The 15154-nt window shown below is 70.7% G+C and carries 14 protein-coding genes; 8 read left to right on the forward strand and 6 right to left on the reverse strand.

Going from position 1 to position 15154, the window contains the following annotated elements; translation table 11 throughout:
• The 3 genes from ACLJQZ_RS47330 to ACLJQZ_RS47340 are packed head-to-tail and all read left to right on the forward strand — an operon-like array spanning position 1 to position 3718.
• Positions 1-1263, forward strand: a complete 1263-nt coding sequence (locus tag ACLJQZ_RS47330) for a nucleotide disphospho-sugar-binding domain-containing protein (RefSeq protein ID WP_410628166.1) — start codon at positions 1-3, stop codon at positions 1261-1263.
• Entirely contained in the window at positions 1260-2477 is a 1218-nt protein-coding gene (locus ACLJQZ_RS47335; protein WP_410628167.1) for a nucleotide disphospho-sugar-binding domain-containing protein, read from the forward strand. Before ACLJQZ_RS47330 ends, ACLJQZ_RS47335 begins: the two co-directional genes overlap by 4 nt.
• Positions 2474-3718 (forward strand): nucleotide disphospho-sugar-binding domain-containing protein, encoded by a 1245-nt coding sequence (locus ACLJQZ_RS47340; protein WP_410628169.1) that lies wholly within the window; start codon positions 2474-2476, stop codon positions 3716-3718. Before ACLJQZ_RS47335 ends, ACLJQZ_RS47340 begins: the two co-directional genes overlap by 4 nt.
• A gap of 200 nt (positions 3719-3918) precedes the next feature.
• Here ACLJQZ_RS47340 and ACLJQZ_RS47345 read toward each other — a convergent pair whose 3' ends face one another.
• From ACLJQZ_RS47345 to rfbA, 5 genes are read right to left on the reverse strand one after another with little or no spacing between them, the layout of a single operon-like run.
• Positions 3919-4533, reverse strand: coding sequence for a hypothetical protein (locus ACLJQZ_RS47345; protein WP_410628170.1), 615 nt, complete (start codon positions 4531-4533; stop codon positions 3919-3921).
• Positions 4534-4559: 26 nt separating this feature from the next.
• Positions 4560-5573 carry a hypothetical protein gene (locus ACLJQZ_RS47350; RefSeq protein ID WP_326943870.1) on the reverse strand — a complete coding sequence of 338 codons (1014 nt, stop codon included), beginning with the start codon at positions 5571-5573 and terminating at the stop codon, positions 4560-4562.
• Positions 5570-7096 carry an aromatic amino acid ammonia-lyase gene (locus ACLJQZ_RS47355; RefSeq protein ID WP_326958642.1) on the reverse strand — a complete coding sequence of 509 codons (1527 nt, stop codon included), beginning with the start codon at positions 7094-7096 and terminating at the stop codon, positions 5570-5572. Before ACLJQZ_RS47355 ends, ACLJQZ_RS47350 begins: the two co-directional genes overlap by 4 nt.
• Positions 7093-8199 carry a long-chain fatty acid--CoA ligase gene (locus tag ACLJQZ_RS47360; RefSeq protein WP_410628173.1) on the reverse strand — a complete coding sequence of 369 codons (1107 nt, stop codon included), beginning with the start codon at positions 8197-8199 and terminating at the stop codon, positions 7093-7095. The genes ACLJQZ_RS47355 and ACLJQZ_RS47360 overlap by 4 nt, the downstream gene beginning before the upstream one ends.
• Positions 8200-8202: 3 nt before the next feature.
• On the reverse strand, positions 8203-9075 hold the full coding sequence (gene rfbA / locus ACLJQZ_RS47365) for a glucose-1-phosphate thymidylyltransferase RfbA (protein WP_410628174.1): 873 nt from the start codon (positions 9073-9075) through the stop codon (positions 8203-8205).
• Between the two features lie 944 nt (positions 9076-10019).
• On the opposite strand from rfbA, the gene ACLJQZ_RS47370 reads away from it, so the two are divergent.
• A complete protein-coding gene (locus tag ACLJQZ_RS47370) occupies positions 10020-10736 on the forward strand; it encodes an LmbU family transcriptional regulator (protein WP_326943873.1) in 717 nt (238 codons plus the stop codon).
• Positions 10737-10912: 176 nt separating this feature from the next.
• On the forward strand, positions 10913-12109 hold the full coding sequence (gene metK / locus ACLJQZ_RS47375) for a methionine adenosyltransferase (RefSeq protein WP_410628176.1): 1197 nt from the start codon (positions 10913-10915) through the stop codon (positions 12107-12109).
• Between the two features lie 49 nt (positions 12110-12158).
• Here the strand turns inward: metK and ACLJQZ_RS47380 are convergent, their stop codons facing one another.
• Complete coding sequence (locus tag ACLJQZ_RS47380) at positions 12159-12695, reverse strand: GNAT family N-acetyltransferase (protein WP_410628178.1); 537 nt, start codon at positions 12693-12695, stop codon at positions 12159-12161.
• A 55-nt stretch (positions 12696-12750) separates the two neighbouring features.
• Here ACLJQZ_RS47380 and ACLJQZ_RS47385 point away from each other — a divergent pair, with 55 nt between their 5' ends.
• The 3 genes from ACLJQZ_RS47385 to ACLJQZ_RS47395 all read left to right on the forward strand — a co-directional run bounded on the left by ACLJQZ_RS47385 (position 12751) and on the right by ACLJQZ_RS47395 (position 14960).
• Positions 12751-13356: a TetR/AcrR family transcriptional regulator gene (locus ACLJQZ_RS47385; protein ID WP_410628179.1), complete on the forward strand. Its 606-nt coding sequence runs from the start codon at positions 12751-12753 to the stop codon at positions 13354-13356.
• Between the two features lie 162 nt (positions 13357-13518).
• Complete coding sequence (locus ACLJQZ_RS47390) at positions 13519-13782, forward strand: hypothetical protein (protein WP_328644464.1); 264 nt, start codon at positions 13519-13521, stop codon at positions 13780-13782.
• A gap of 104 nt (positions 13783-13886) precedes the next feature.
• Complete coding sequence (locus ACLJQZ_RS47395; RefSeq protein ID WP_410628181.1) at positions 13887-14960, forward strand: aldo/keto reductase; 1074 nt, start codon at positions 13887-13889, stop codon at positions 14958-14960.
• Positions 14961-15154 lie beyond the last annotated feature (194 nt).

Below are 15154 nucleotides of genomic sequence, written 5' to 3' on the forward strand. Positions count from 1 at the left end.
ATGCGCATCCTGTTCACCACCGCCAACCAGGGCAGCATGTTCCAGCCGATGGTGCCGCTGGCCTGGGCCCTGCGCACGGCCGGGCACGAGGTCGTCGTCGCGACGCAACCCGACTTCGTCGAAGAGGTGACGCAGGCCGGGCTCACCGCGGTCGCGGCCGGTCGGCAAGTCGACCCGCGGCGGCTGCTCGTGGCCATGCAGGTCACCGAGGACATGCTCGAGGAGGCCCGCGAAGGCCTGCACCCGCCTTTTGACGCCGTCGAAGATCCTTCGACGGCCGACTGGGAGAGCATGCTCACCGGGTACGTCGACGACGTCGAGCGCTGCCGCTACGAGATCTTCTCCATGATCGGCGGGCTCGTCGAGTTCGCCCGGTCGTGGCAGCCGGACCTGGTGATCTGGGAGCCGTTCACCTACGCCGGGGCCATCGCGGCCAAGGCGTGCGGCGCCGCCCACGCGCGTCTCCTGTTCGGCGCCGACGTCTACGGCCGCGCCCGCGAGATCTTCCGCGGCTTCGGCCAGGCCGAGGACCCCCTGGCCAAGTGGTTCGCCTCCTACGGCCGCAAGTACGGCTTCGAGTTCACCGAAGACCTGATCACCGGCGACTTCACGATCGACCCGATGCCGGCGAGCTTGCAGTGCGAAGCCGACCTCAACTACCTGCACATGCGCAACGTGCCCTACGGCGGCATCGCGATCGCGCCGTGGTGGCTGGAGATCAAGCCCGAGAAGCCGCGTGTCGCGCTCACCATGGGTCTCACCGCGACCGGCCACTTCGCCGGGTACACGATCGACATCCAGGACGTCCTCGACGCGCTCGCCGACCTCGACGTCGAGCTGTACGCGACCGTGCCGGAGGACGAGCAGGAGAAGCTGCGCAGCATTCCGGAGAACGCGCTGCTGATGCCGTACATCCCGCTGCACGCGCTCGCGTCGACGTGCTCGGTCGCGATCAACCACGCCGGCGTCGGCACGCTCTCGACGTTCGCGCTGCACGGCGTCCCGCAGCTGACCCTGCCGTACCACTTCGACGAGCCGCTGATCGGCCGCCGCTTCGCCGCGACCGGCGCCGGGCTGAACATGCACGGCATCCCGATCGACGCCGGCACGATCCGCGCGAACGTGCTGCGGCTGCTGGAAGAACCGTCGTTCACCGAAGGGGCGGCGCGGCTGCGCGACGAGATGCACGCGTTGCCGACGCCGAACCAGCTGGTCGGCGAGCTGGAGGCGCTGACCGTCAAGCACCGCGGCGGTGCCTCGTGAAGGTCCTGTTCTGCGCGTTGCCGCAGCTGACGCACTTCTACGCCACGGTCCCGCTGGCCTGGGCGCTGCGCACGGCCGGGCACGAGGTCCGGTACGCGACCTCACCCGACTTCGCGGAAGCCGTGACGGACGCCGGGCTCACCGCCGTCGCGGTCGGGCCGACCGACGCCGAGGACGACGAGGAGATCGCCGAGGAGGCCCCGGCCGGGCTGCCCGCGCCGTACGACCTCGCGGAGTCGGGCTCGGACTGGACCGACGGCCACGCCGAGGCGTTCGACGCGATGGTCACCTACGCCTTCGGCGAGTTCAACGCGCCGATCCTCGACGACCTGGTCGCGTTCGCCCGCTCCTGGCAGCCGGACCTGGTGCTGTGGGAGCCGTTCACCTACGCGGGCGCGTTCGCCGCGGCGGCCTGCGGGGCGGCGCACGGCCGGGTGCTGTTCGGCACGGACTTCCTCGGCGTCACGCACGAGTGGATCCACGCTCACGTCCCGGACGACCGGCTCACCGGGTGGCTGACTTCGACGGCCGCTTCGTTGGGTGTTCCCTACACCGATGACCTGCGGTCCGGGTACTTCACCGTCGACCAGCTGCCGTCGCCGCTGCGGTTGTCGTCGCCGGAGCTGGACTACGTCCCGGCGCGGTACGTCGCCTACGGCGGCCCGGCGGAAGTTCCCGCCTGGTTGCGGGAAACCCCACCACGCCCGCGGATCGCGGTCACCCTGGGCACGTCCGCGACGCTCGAGTACGGCGGCTACACCGTGCAGGTGACCGACCTGCTCGCCGCGTTGTCCACAATGGACGTCGAGGTCGTGGCGACGGTCGACGGGCCGGTGCCGGACAACGTACGAGCCGTGCCGTACGTGCCGCTCGACGCCCTCGCCCCGACGTGCGCGGCGGCGATCCACCACGGCGGGTTCGGCACGCTGCTGACGTTCGCCCGCCACGGCGTCCCCCAGCTGACCCTGCCGCACGACTTCGACGCGCCGCTGCTGGGCCGCAAGCTCGCGGCCCAGGGCGCCGGGCTGACGGTCGACCCGGCCCAGGCCAGCGGCCGCCGGATCCGGTGGAGTGTCGAGCAGCTGCTGGGCAACAAGGGCATCCAAGCGTCCGCGACCGCGCTGGCCGGGGAGATCGCGGCGATGCCGAGCCCCAACGACGTCGTCGCGCGGCTCGAGGAACTGACCACGAAACACCGCGGAGGCCGGCCGTGAAGGTCCTGTGCTGCGTCCTGCCCCAGCTGACGCACTTCTACGCGCTGGCGCCGCTCGCGTGGGCGCTGCGCACCGCCGGGCACGAGGTCCGGGTGGCGAGCACGCCGGGGTTCACCGACGCGATCACCCGCGCCGGCCTCACCGCCGTCCCGCTCGGCCACGACCCGGAACCCGACCCCGAGGACGACACGCCGGAGGCGCAGGAGGCGCGCGACGCGTTGCGGCGCGGCTTGCCGAAGCCGTACGACCTCGCGGAGTTCACGCCGACGCCGGCCGACTGGACCGACGAGCGCGCCGAGGCGTTCGAGATGATGGTGACGTACGCGTTCGGCGAGGACAACGAGCCACTGCTGGACGGCGCGGTCGAGTTCGCCCGCGCGTGGCGGCCGGACCTGGTGCTGTGGGAACCGTTCACCTACAGCGGCGCCCTGGCGGCCCACGCGTGCGGCGCCGCGCACGGCCGGGTGCTGTTCGGCACGGACTTCCTGGGCGTCACGCACGACTGGATCCGTCGTTTCACCGCCACCGACCGCCTCACCGGATGGCTCACCGAAACCGCGTCCCGTCACGGCCTCCCGTACGAGGAGCACCTGCGTGCCGGGCACTTCACCCTCGACCCGCTCCCGCCGAGCCTCGCCGTTTCCCTGGACGCGCTCCCGGTCCGCTACACGCCGTACGGCGGCGCGGCCGTGGTCCCGCCCTGGGTGACCAAGCCGCTCGACCGGCCCCGCGTCGCGCTGACCCTGGGCACGTCGGCGACGGAGTACTCGGGTTACACGGTGAACGTCCGCGACATCCTGGCCGCATTGTCCACAATGGACATCGAAGTGGTGGCGACGATCGCGGACCCGGAGTCACTGGGCCCGATCCCCTCGAACGCGCGAGTGGTCCCGTACGTCCCCCTGGACGCCCTGGCGGCCACGTGCACGGCGGCGATCCACCACGGCGGTTTCGGCACCCTGGCGACGTTCTCCCGCCACGGCATCCCGCAGCTGACCCTCCCGTACGACTTCGACGCCCCCCTGCTGGCCCGCAAGCTGGAGGAGCAGGGAACGGGCCTGACAGTCCACTCGGACGACGCCACCGGCCCGGCGGTCCGCGACGCGTTACAACGACTCCTCACGGAGCCGGGTTTCCGCACCCAAGCCCAGGCGCTACGCGCCGATATCGAGGCCCAGCCGGGCCCGAACGACGTCGTCGCCCAGCTCGAGCAGCTCACCCGCAAGCACCAGCTCACCTGACCCGGCCCTCAAACTCCCCAATGTGGCGTTGGGTGCGTTGGACGCACCGAACGCCACATTGGGCGCGTTGGACGCACCCAACGCCACATTGGGGCGCTCCGGGCCCCGCCCAGCCGAACCCGGAAAGCCGTGAATGGCCCATCGAGGGACTCTGAGTCCCTTGATGGGCCATTCACGGCTTTGGGCGGCGCCGTAGGGGATCAGTTGTACTGCAACGCGTCCAGGCCGATCGCCAGGCCGAGGGCCAGGCGGCGGTCGATCTCGTCGTCTTCCAGGCGCAGCAGGTAGTTGTCCGACAGCCGCGCGGTCTTCTCCACCGCGCCGACGACCCGGTCCTCGCCGCGGGTGAAGTCGAAGTGGTACTTCCAGAAGAACGGGACCTCGACGTCGCCCGGCCACGGGACCAGCTTCCAGATCCGGCGGAACGCCGCCATGCCCTGGCTGCGCTCGCTGACCGTCAGGCGGTCACGGCCGTCCTGGTCGAGCACCCAGGTCGAGCGGTAGAACGACTTGCCGAACTTCTTGCCGAACAGGCCGATCACCTCTTCGTCGCCGTCGGCGCCCAGCACCTGGTACGCGCTGGACAGCTCTTCCACCTTGTGGGAACGGAACTTCGCGAGCACCGTTTCCTTGCTCTCGTCGGTGTAGAACGTCGCGTGTTCCTTGAACGTGAGGCGCTTCTCTTCGATGAAGGCGACCAGGTCACCCGGCTGGCCCTGGCCGTCGTCCGCGTAGACGTGGTAGCGGATGACCATCAGCTTCTGCTTCTGCCGGATGTGGAACCGATCGTGCTTCTGCAGCTGGTGAATTTCCATGGGTCCCCCGTAAGCGGTCTAACCGATCATGGTTGCTCGATGCTAGCGCGGCCACCCCCGGCGAGCTGAACCGCCGGAACGGCGTACCGGCGCGCGATCTCGTGGAACACGTCCTTCGGTTCCCAGCGGTCCAGGTCGTCGGGATCGATCTTGACGACGCTGAACGACGCCATGTCCAGGTCCCGCAAGGGATCCGCGAAGTGCGGGTAGTCGCGCAACGCGAACGTGTAGACGAACGCGCCGTGGACGTCGTTGCGCGCGTAGACGTCGATCATGTCGCCGACGTAGGCGGCCTGCACCCGCTCGCTGCGGATGTTGCCCTTGCGGATCTTGGGCGGCACCGAGAGCCAGTTGACGATCTTGAACGATCCCGGCCCGCGCTGCGCGCCGCCGACGTAGGCCCCGCAGCCGAACTCCGTGATGAGCAGCGGTTTCCCGGCGCGCGCGAGCCGTTCCCTCAGCCGCACCTCGAACTGCGCGGAGTTCGACGCCGTGCGGTAGAGGTTCACCCCGGCGTAGTCGAAGCCGGACCAGTCGACGTCCTCCCACGACGCCGCCGCGTAGGTGACCGGGCCGCCGAACACCGGCTTGACGCGGCCCAGCGCCCGCGCCAGCAGCCGGTTCACCTTGCGGTTGATCCGCTTTTCGAAGCGCCGCCGCCAGTGGATGGTGACGAGCAGCCGCATCGCCTCCGGCCTGCCGGGGATCATCCCGGCCAGGTGCAGGGAGAACTCGCAGCCGACGACCAGGTTGACGCGGCCGGGGAAGCCGCGCCGCAGCTGCTCGGCGGCCAGCGCGGCGACCTCGAGGGTGCGCAGCACCTTGCGCCGCCCGATGTCCACCGGGTGCGGCTCGATCCAGACGTCGAGGCCGGCCGCCAGGGCGTTGTGCGCCGCGGTGAACAGCTTCGGCAGGTCCATCCCGATCAGGATGACGTCGGTGCAGTGCAGCTGCTCCCTGATCGCGCGCAGGTCGTGCGCGGCGACCTCCTCGGACACCTCGTCGACCTGCAGCGAGATCCCCTTGATCTCGAGGCTCATCCCGCGTCGCCGTTGGCCAGCGCGTCGGTGGCGTAGCGGTTGAGCAGGTCGCGCGCGGCCCGCACCTCGGCCGCCATCGGCCGGTCCTCGGCCAGCGGCGGGGAGATCCCGGCGAGCTCGGCCCAGATCCCGCCGTCGGGCGGCGGCGCGTCGGTCATCACGGCCAGCTGCGCGACGCCGAGGGCGAGCGAGCCGATCACCAGCCAGCCCAGCTCCAGGGCCTCGGCCACGGAGTTGGCGCCGTTGAGCGCCATCGGGACGTGGTCCTGGTTCCAGCCGTTGGTCGGCAACGTCGTCAGCGACGACGGGTAGACCAGCTGCCGGATCCGCGACACGAACGACGTCGCGCTGATGTGCACGCCCGCCAGCCCGCAGCCGCGGCCGGCGCGCGGGGTCAGCATCGGCGGCAGGTCGCCGTTGGTGGCCGGGGACAACAGCAGCCCCAGCTGCCGTTCGGCCAGGTAGACCGCCATGTGCATGGCGAGCCCGGTCTGGTCGGAGGCGAGCCCGACCGGCATCGCGTGGAAGTTGCCGCCGTGCAGCAGCCGCCCCTCGAAGGTGATCGGGTTGTCCTGGCAGCCGTCGACCTCCAGGGCCAGCACGTTGCCGACGTTGTCGAGCTGGTCGAGCACGGCGCCGAGCACCTGCGGCGCGCAGCGCAGGCTGTAGGGCTCCTGCAGCGGCCGCTTCGGGTCGCGGGTCTGGCTGTCCGGCAGCTCACGCCGGATCCACTCGGCCGCGGTGAGCTGGCCGAGCTGGCCCCGCGCGATGCCGTGACCGGCGTCGTAGTGCTCCGGGTTGGCACCCAGCAGTTTCGCGAGCCGGCCGGTCAGCATCGCGGCGGCCTGCACCAGCCGCAGCGACGACTGGTGGTTGACGATCGACTGGGCGAGGCTGGCGCCGGTGCCGTTGACGAACGCCAGCGCCTCCCGCACCGGCCAGTCGACCGGCTCGTGGCCCAGCGCGGCCAGCGCGTCCTTCGCCGGCACGGTGATCCACCGGCCGCCGCCGTCGCGGCGCCACGCCCGGCCCTGCCCGCCGAACGCCAGCGCGGCGTGCGCCAGCGGCTGCAGGTCCCCGCTGGCACTGACCGTGCCGTGCCGCGGGATCACCGGCGTGAAGCCCTTGTTCCACAGGTCGGCGAGGATCTGCCAGAACCGCGGCGTGACGGCGGAGTAGCCCTTGCGCATGTTCTGGATGCGCAGCCACAGGATCAGCCGCGAGACGTCGGGCGAGAGCGGTGCGCCCTGGCCGGTGCCGAGGTGGGAGATGAGCGAGCTGCCCTGCTCCATCTCGGAATCGGCGTCGAACACCACCAGCGGCCCGAAGCCCTGGGTGAGCCCGTACACCGGCTTGTCGGCGGTCAGGTGCTCCTCGATGGTGCGCGCGCTCGCCCGCATCCGGGCGATGTCCGCGTCGTCGCACGGGTCGATCTTCGCGTCCCAGTCGGCGCTCCAGACGATCTCGCCCAGGTACAGGGAACTGGTCAGCTCGCGGCCCTGGCTTTCGGCGATCGGTGTCACCTCGCTGCGACCTCCTCGTCGGGTGTGGTGGGGGCGGGAACGTGCCGCAGCTTGCCCAGGGCGGACCGGTCGATCCGGGGCACGACGTGCAGCTTGCGCGGCCGGACGCCCAGGCGGGCGAACGCGGCCGCGAGATCGAGGTCGGCGACCTCGGTGCCGGGCGCGAGGGCGACGAGCAGTTCGACGTGCTCGCCGATCTTCGGGTCGGTGACCGGCAGCAACGCGAGGTCGGCGCAGTCGAGCACGGCCCGCAGGGCGTACTCGGCGTCGTCCAGGTTGATCCGGCGGCCGTTGACCTTGACCAGGCGACCGGCCCGGCCGGCGTGCCGGAACGAGCGCTCGCCGAGCGGCACGACCCGGTCGTCGGCCTCCCAGGACACCGGCTCCGGTTCGCCGGGCCGGAACGCCAGGCGCGGGCTGGTGACGGCCAGCGGCACCTCGGCGCCCGGCGTCACCGGACCCGCGAACTCGACGTCCGGGAACAGCTGCCACTCCGGCGGCTCGCCCTCGCGCCACGTGCGCGTCGCGATGCCGCCGGCTTCGGTGGAGCCGAGCACCTCGACCAGCAGGGCCCGGTCGGGGCCGAGCTCGCGCAGCAGGTCGCCCGCGGTGGCCGGCAGCATGGCGCCGCCGTAGAGCACGGTGAGGTGGTCGAGCCCGCGCACCCAGTCCAGGTGCCGCAGCAGCAGCTCGAAGATCCACGGCGTCGCCATCACCACCGGGCGGCCGCCGATGTCGGGCAGGGTGCCGTAGAAGCCGTCGCGGTACCACGCCGGCACGCGCAGGCGGGCCGGGACGAGCACCGTGGCCAGCGCGCCGAACAGGTGGACCGGCGGCACGAACGAGACGACGGCGTCCGGCCGTCCGGGCGCCACGAGGTCGGCGAGCATCCCCGCCTCGGCCCACACCTTCGGCCCGTACCGCCGCCACTGCCGGCGCGGCCCGGTGGTGCCCGAGGTGCAGAAGTCGACGACGGCGGGCAGCGCGTCCGGCCCGATCGCCGGCTCGCGGTCCCACCGGACGTGCCAGGCGCGCCCGGTCACCTCCGGCGCCGCGAACCCGGGCGTGAGCAGCTCGTGCGGGGTCAGCTCCGCGTATCCCATCCCCTAGCCCAGCGTCTCGGCGAGCTGGATCAGGTACTTGCCGTATTCGGAGCTCTTCATCGCCTCGCCGGAGGCCCGGCACCGCTCGGCGTCGATGTAGCCCATGCGCAGCGCGATCTCCTCCAGGCAGGCGACCCGGACGCTCTGGCGCTTTTCGATCACCTGAACGTATTGGCTGGCGGCGAGCAGGGAGTCGTGTGTCCCGGCGTCGAGCCAGGTGAACCCGCGGCCGAGCCGGCACAGCTGCGCGCGGCCCTCCTTGAGGTAGGCCTTGTTGACGTCGGTGATCTCCAGCTCGCCCCGCGCCGACGGCTCGATGCCGCGGGCGATCTCGACGGCGTCGGAGTCGTAGAGGTACAGCCCGGTGATCGCGTTGTCGGAACGCGGGCGCAGCGGTTTCTCCTCGATCGACACGAGGGAGCCGCGCTCGTCCGTTTCGCCGATGCCGTAGCGCTCGGGATCGGAGACCGGGTAACCGAACAGCGTGCAGCCGTCGAGGCGCTCGCGGGCGCCGCGCAGGATTCGGGAAAACCCGGCACCGTGGAAGATGTTGTCGCCGAGGATCAGCGCGGACGGATTCCCGTCGATGTGGTCCGCCCCGATCAGCAGCGCCTCGGCGATGCCGCGCGGCTGGTCCTGCTCGGCGTAGCTGATGTCGAGCCCCAGGTCGGAGCCGTCACCGAGCAGCGCGCGCAGGGCCGGGATGCTGTCGGGGGTCGAGATGACCAGGATCTCCCGGATGCCGGCGAGCATCAGCACCGAAAGCGGGTAATAGACCATCGGCTTGTCGTAGACCGCGAGCAGCTGCTTCGACGTCGCCTTCGTCAGGGGGTACAACCGCGAACCGGTTCCGCCGGCGAGAACGATTCCTTTCATGGCCTTGTTCATTTTCTGGGTCCATTCGTCGATATACGTCGACCGCGAGGCGAGAATGAGAATGCCGCGATGTGGATATCGGGAACACTAGGCAAGGCGACGCGGAGGCGTCAATGGTGCGGGCCCCGCATCGAAGCGCTTCTCCCCGATGGCCGCGGGGCGGCGATTTCCGGTCGCGCTCCCAGCCGGACCGGGAACGCGCCGCGGCGGGCCGGACGTCCCGCCGGCGGGACGCCGGGCCCGCGCGCGGCACCCGGCGGACCGGCGCGGAACCGGTGCCGAGTCCGACGTGGACACAGCCCGCCCAACTTGTCAAAGGCCTACAGCGGTGCCAGAATCCACCTGGTCACCGAGGTGGTCCGTCTCTGCGCGGCGTCATCCGCGCACCCGGACCGCTTTCGGCCGGACGCGGGCCCCGACGAGGCCCGTACCACTGGGGCACCTGGGGGCGCTTTGGACACGACCGTTTCGGCACGAGGCTCGTGCACGACCGGCAGCGGCGGACGCGGACGCGCGCGCCGGGCCGGGGAGCCAACGGACAAACCCGAATGATCTTCATTTAGTCCACGGCGTGGACCAACCGGCAGGACCCCGCCCGGGCGGCGGGACGTGTGCCCGGGATCACTTTTCCAATCCACCACATCGTTGTGGTGCTATCCCGGAATGGGACGACGAGGGCGGCCGCGCGCCGTTCCGATCCCCGCCGCCGGGCGCCTCGGCCGGCGGCAACGCCCGCATTCCGGAACGGCGCGCGAAGCCGCCCCGCGGAATCCCGGAAAACCCGCCCCGCACCAGGCCCGCGTGTAGGGTGCTGACACCAAGTAATTCACCCGATCGTGGAAGGAGGAGAAGGCCAATGGGGAGGAGTACAGGGCGGCCCGGCGATCACGTTCGCCGGGCCGAGGTCGTCTATGTCGATGACGCCTAGGAGACGAATGGTGATGATGACGAGCAAAGAGGGCAGCATTCCGCGGCACGCCGAACCGGCCGGCAGCCCGCGGGACACCGACCGGTCACCGGTCGCGTCGCCCCCGGGCCGGCTGGCCGGCCGGCCGTTCACCGACGGGATGCTGACCAGGCGGACCAGCCTCAACCTGCCACCCCAGATCCCGCTCGACGAGTGGAGCAGGATCGGCCACGAGATCTTCGTGATCTCGGAGTCCTCGACGTGGTGGCTGGGCGACTGGTTGATCTACGGGCAGGCGCAGTACCCCGACCGCTACATGCACGCGATCGCGAAGACGTCGTTGGACTATCAGACGCTCCGCAACTACGCGTGGGTGGCGCGACGGTACTCGGTGACCCGCCGCCGGCCGGCGCTCAGCTTCCAGCACCACGCGGAGCTGGCGAGCCTGCCGGAGGAACAGCAGGAGAACTGGCTCGATCGGGCGGAGAAGTTCAGCTGGTCCCGCAACGAGCTGCGCAACCGGGTCCGGGCCAGCCGCAAGGCGGCGCGGGCGGCGGACGACGAGGGCGGCAGCGACGTCCTCAGCATCGAGATGAACGTGCCGGCGGACCGGAAGCAGCGATGGCTCGAGGCCGCCAGCACGACGAAGCAGGACCTGCTCTCGTGGATCGTGTCCATTTTGGACAACGCGGCGGACACCGTGATCGGGCTGCCGGGCGACGACCACGCGATATCGGGGAAGAAGGAAGGCTGACCGCCTCCCGACGCACCACCGGGGAAACCGAGTTCGACCGAAGTTCACTGGGGACTGGGGAAAGACTTTAACTCGGGTTCACCACCAGCGGCAGGCATTCCGTGCGGGAGTGCCTGCCGCTGTCTATTACTCCCGAAGAAACTCCCGACGAAACTCCACGGAAGCGAGGACCCGTCATGTCCGGCAGCAGGTTGTTCACCTCGGAGTCGGTGACCGAAGGGCACCCCGACAAGATTTGCGACGCCATCAGCGACTCGATCCTGGACGGGCTGCTGTCGAAGGACCCGCGCAGCCGCGTCGCGGTCGAGACTCTGATCACCACCGGGCAGGTCCACGTCGCCGGTGAGGTGACGACCGAGGCCTACGCCGATATCCCGACGATCGTGCGGGATGTGATCCTGCGGATCGGGTACGACTCGTCGGCGAAGGGGTTCGACGGCAACTCGTGTGGCGTCAACGTGGCGATCGGGTCGCAGTCGCCCGATATCGCCCAGGGCGTCGACACCGCGTACGAGTCGCGGGTGGAGTCGGATGAGGACGAGATCAACCGCCAGGGTGCGGGTGACCAGGGCCTGATGTTCGGTTACGCGTGCTCCGACACCCCGGAGCTGATGCCCTTGCCGATCGCGCTCGCCCACCGGCTTTCCCGTCGCTTGACCGCGGTCCGCAAGGACGGCGTGCTGCCGTACCTGCGTCCCGACGGCAAGACGCAGGTGACCATCGAGTACGCGGGCGACCAACCCGTCCGGCTGGACACGGTCGTGGTCTCGTCGCAGCACGCGGACGGCATCGACCTCGACCGCATGCTGGGCGTCGACGTGAAAGACCACGTCGTCGATCCGGAGCTGGCGGACCTCGGCATCGACACGTCCGGCGCGCGGCTGCTGGTCAACCCGACGGGCCGGTTCGTGATCGGCGGCCCGATGGGTGACGCCGGATTGACGGGTCGCAAGATCATCGTCGACACCTACGGCGGCATGGCCCGCCACGGTGGTGGCGCCTTCTCGGGCAAGGACCCGTCGAAGGTCGACCGTTCGGCCGCGTACGCGATGCGGTGGGTGGCGAAGAACGTCGTCGCCGCCGGGTTGGCGACGCGGACCGAGGTGCAGGTCGCGTACGCGATCGGCAAGGCGGCTCCGGTGGGTCTGTTCGTGGAGACGTTCGGGACGGAGACGGTGGACCCGTCGAAGATCCAGCAGGCCATCATCGAGGTGTTCGACCTGCGTCCGGCGGCGATCATCCGTGATCTGGACCTGCTGCGCCCGATCTACGCTCCGACCGCGGCGTATGGCCACTTCGGCCGTCCGGAACTGGACCTGCCGTGGGAGAGCACCGCCCGCGCCGCGGACCTGAAGGCCGCCGCGGGAGCCTGACCTGCCGTGAGGGGCACCTTCAGGGCTTATTCGTCCCTGAAGGTGCCCCTCACGACGTTCGGTCGGCCCAGCCCGGGGCGAGGATGGCCCAGATTTCCTTGTCGTAGCGGGCGCCTTCGTACGGCCAGTACTCGCGCAGGACGCCTTCACGGACCATGCCGAGGCGTTCGGCCACCGCCGAGCTGCGGACGTTGTCCGCGCGGCAGCGCCACTCCGCGCGGTGCAGGCCGCGGGTGGTGAACGCCCAGTCGAGCAGGACCTCGCAGGCCCGCGTGACCAGGCCGTGGCCCTCGGCGCCCGGTTCCAGCCAGCAGCCGATCTCGCACGAGCCCACACCCGCGTCGAACTCCACGAACATCACGCCGCCGACCAGCTCGCCGTCGAGCCGGATCCCGAAGAGCCGGCCGCCGTCGGCGGCCTGGCGCTCGGCGTACCGGCGCAGGGTCGCCCGCGCGCCCTCGACGTCGTCGGTGACGAACGCCGGCCCGACCCACGGCCGGATGTGCTCGCGCGCCCGCTCGAGGTGCCCGGCGAACTCCTCGGCCTGCCACGGCTCCAACGGCTCGAGCCGGGCGTTTTCCGTCAACGGTCTGAAGAACACAGCTGCCCCCATTCACACAACGACTGTTATGCTAACACGCGTGCCGCGCCCCAAGGGAGACCACGAAGCCCGCCGCCGCGACGTCTCCGAAGCGGTCTGGCGCGTCCTGACCGCGCACGGGTTCGGCGGCCTGACGATGCGCGCCGTCGCGGCCGAGCTGGGCGCCACCACCGGCCTGCTCACCCACTACTTCAGCGGCAAGCAGGAGCTGCTCGCGCACGCGCTCGACCTGCTGGACGAGCGCACGGGCACCCGCGCCCGCCGAACCGCCGGCCCGGGCCTCGCCGCGGTGCGCGCGAGGCTCCTGGACATCCTGCCGCTGACCGCCGACGCGACCACGGGCAACCGGATCTGGGTGTCCTCCTGGGACACCGCGCTGGCCGACCCGGTGCTGAGCGTCGCGTACGCACGGAAGTACGCCGAGAGCCGCGACCGCCTGCGCGACCTGATCGTCGAGGCGCAACGCCTAGGCGAGCTGCGCCCGGGCGACCCCGAGCGCATCGCCGCGAGCGCGCTCGCGTTCACGCTCGGGCTGGTCGTCCAAGCACTGTTCGACCCGCGCGCGTTCCCGCCGGACCGGCAGGCCGAACTGCTCGACGACCACCTCGCGGCCCTGGTGGACCCGCATTTCCCGGCGAACGGGTGAGCTCGTGTTAACCTGTCGCCGTGCAGCGCCTGATGACGTCCTCGCGACTCGTATCCCGGCGCGCCGGCTGAACCAGGTCGCCGGCGCGCAGCGCTGACGACCCAGTTTCGCCCCCGGGGCCTGGCCCGGATCCCCTGAGAACCTGACTTCCGGAGATCCGTCATGGCCCCCACGTCCTTCGCCAGTTCCCTGCTGGTCCGCCGCCGCATCGCCACGTACTTCACCGGCGGCGCCGCGGGAATCCCCGCCCTGGTCGGCACCCTCACCCAGCAGGCGAGCATGATCCACGAACTCTCGGTCGACATCCGCGACGGCGTCCGCGAGAGCTCCCTGGCCTGCGCACTGCTGCTCCCGGACGAGGAGACGGACCGCCTGCTGGACCGCCTGCGCGAACTCCCGACGGTCGTCTCGGCCGAACTCGCCTGACACCCTGGTCCACAACGGACCCGCTGACTGGACTTGCCGGTCCAAAAAACTCTCGGCACCCTGGAGGAGTCCACCAGATTTCCGTTGCACAGGAGCACTTCCCCATGGCACTCGACCAGTACTACCTCCTCGGCCGCTCGGGGCTGCGCGTCAGCCGGCTCGCGCTGGGGACGATGAACTTCGGCACCGGTGGCTTCCACGCCGCCTACGGGAAGACCGAGGACGAGGCTCGCCCGATCTTCCGCGGTTACCTCGACGGCGGCGGCAACTTCATCGACACCGCCGACTTCTACACCGCCGGTGAGAGCGAAACCATCCTCGGCAAGCTCATCGCCGAGGCGAACGTCCGGGACAAGGTGGTGCTCACCACCAAGTTCACCAACAGCGTCGCGGACGGCGACCCGAACGCGGGCGGCAACGGGCGCAAGCACATGGTCCGCGCCCTCGAGGCGTCGCTGCGCCGGCTCGGCACCGACTACGTCGACCTCTTCCTGCTGCACACCTGGGACCGGCTCACCCCGGTCGAAGAGGTCATGCGCACGTTCGACGACCTCGTCCGCGCGGGCAAGATCCGCTACGCCGGCCTGTCCGACGTGCCCGCCTGGTACGCCTCGCGCGCCCAGACCTACGCCGAGGCGAACGCGCTCACGCCGGTGATCAACCTGCAGCTGCCGTACTCCCTGGTGCAGCGGCAGATCGAGACCGAGCACGTCCCGCTGGGCCGGACGCTCGGCCTCGGCGTCACGGCGTGGAGCCCGCTGGCCGGCGGCTTCCTCACCGGCAAGTACCGCGACGCCGGCACCGGCCGCTACACCACCACGGCCGGCCCGGCCTGGACCGACCGCGACTGGCAGCTGCTCAAGCCGCTGGAAGAGGTCGCGGGCAAGCTCGGCGTGACGATGGCCCAGGTCGCGCTCAACTGGGTCGCCACCCAGCCGGGCATCGCGTCCGCGATCGTCGGCGCCAGCAGCGCCGACCAGCTCGGCGCGAGCATGGCCGCCCTCGACTTCGAGATCCCCGCCGAGCTGCGCACGCTCCTCGACGAGGCGAGCGCGGTCCCGCCGGCGTCGGTCTACCAGATGTTCACCCCGGGCTACCAGAGCTGGATCGTCACGCCCGGCCTGAAGGTCGGCGACAAGCCTGAGGGCTACGCGCCGAGCGTGCGAAACTGGGTCTAGGCCCAATGCTGGTCGTTTAAGTCATCTTGGCTGCTCTCTTGGCGTATTCGGGCTTGCTCGGCGGTGTGATGGCCACCGCCGAGCGAGGCGGCCTGCTGTCCTGGCGTCGCTGTCGGTGATGCGCCCGCTTGACCGGGAAGTTGCTCATCTTCCGCTTGATGACTCGCGGATAGCTTCGGTCTCGGCGAGCCGGA

Source organism: Amycolatopsis sp. cmx-8-4 (genome assembly GCF_046548675.1).
In the GTDB taxonomy this organism is placed as follows: Bacteria; Actinomycetota; Actinomycetes; order Mycobacteriales; family Pseudonocardiaceae; genus Amycolatopsis.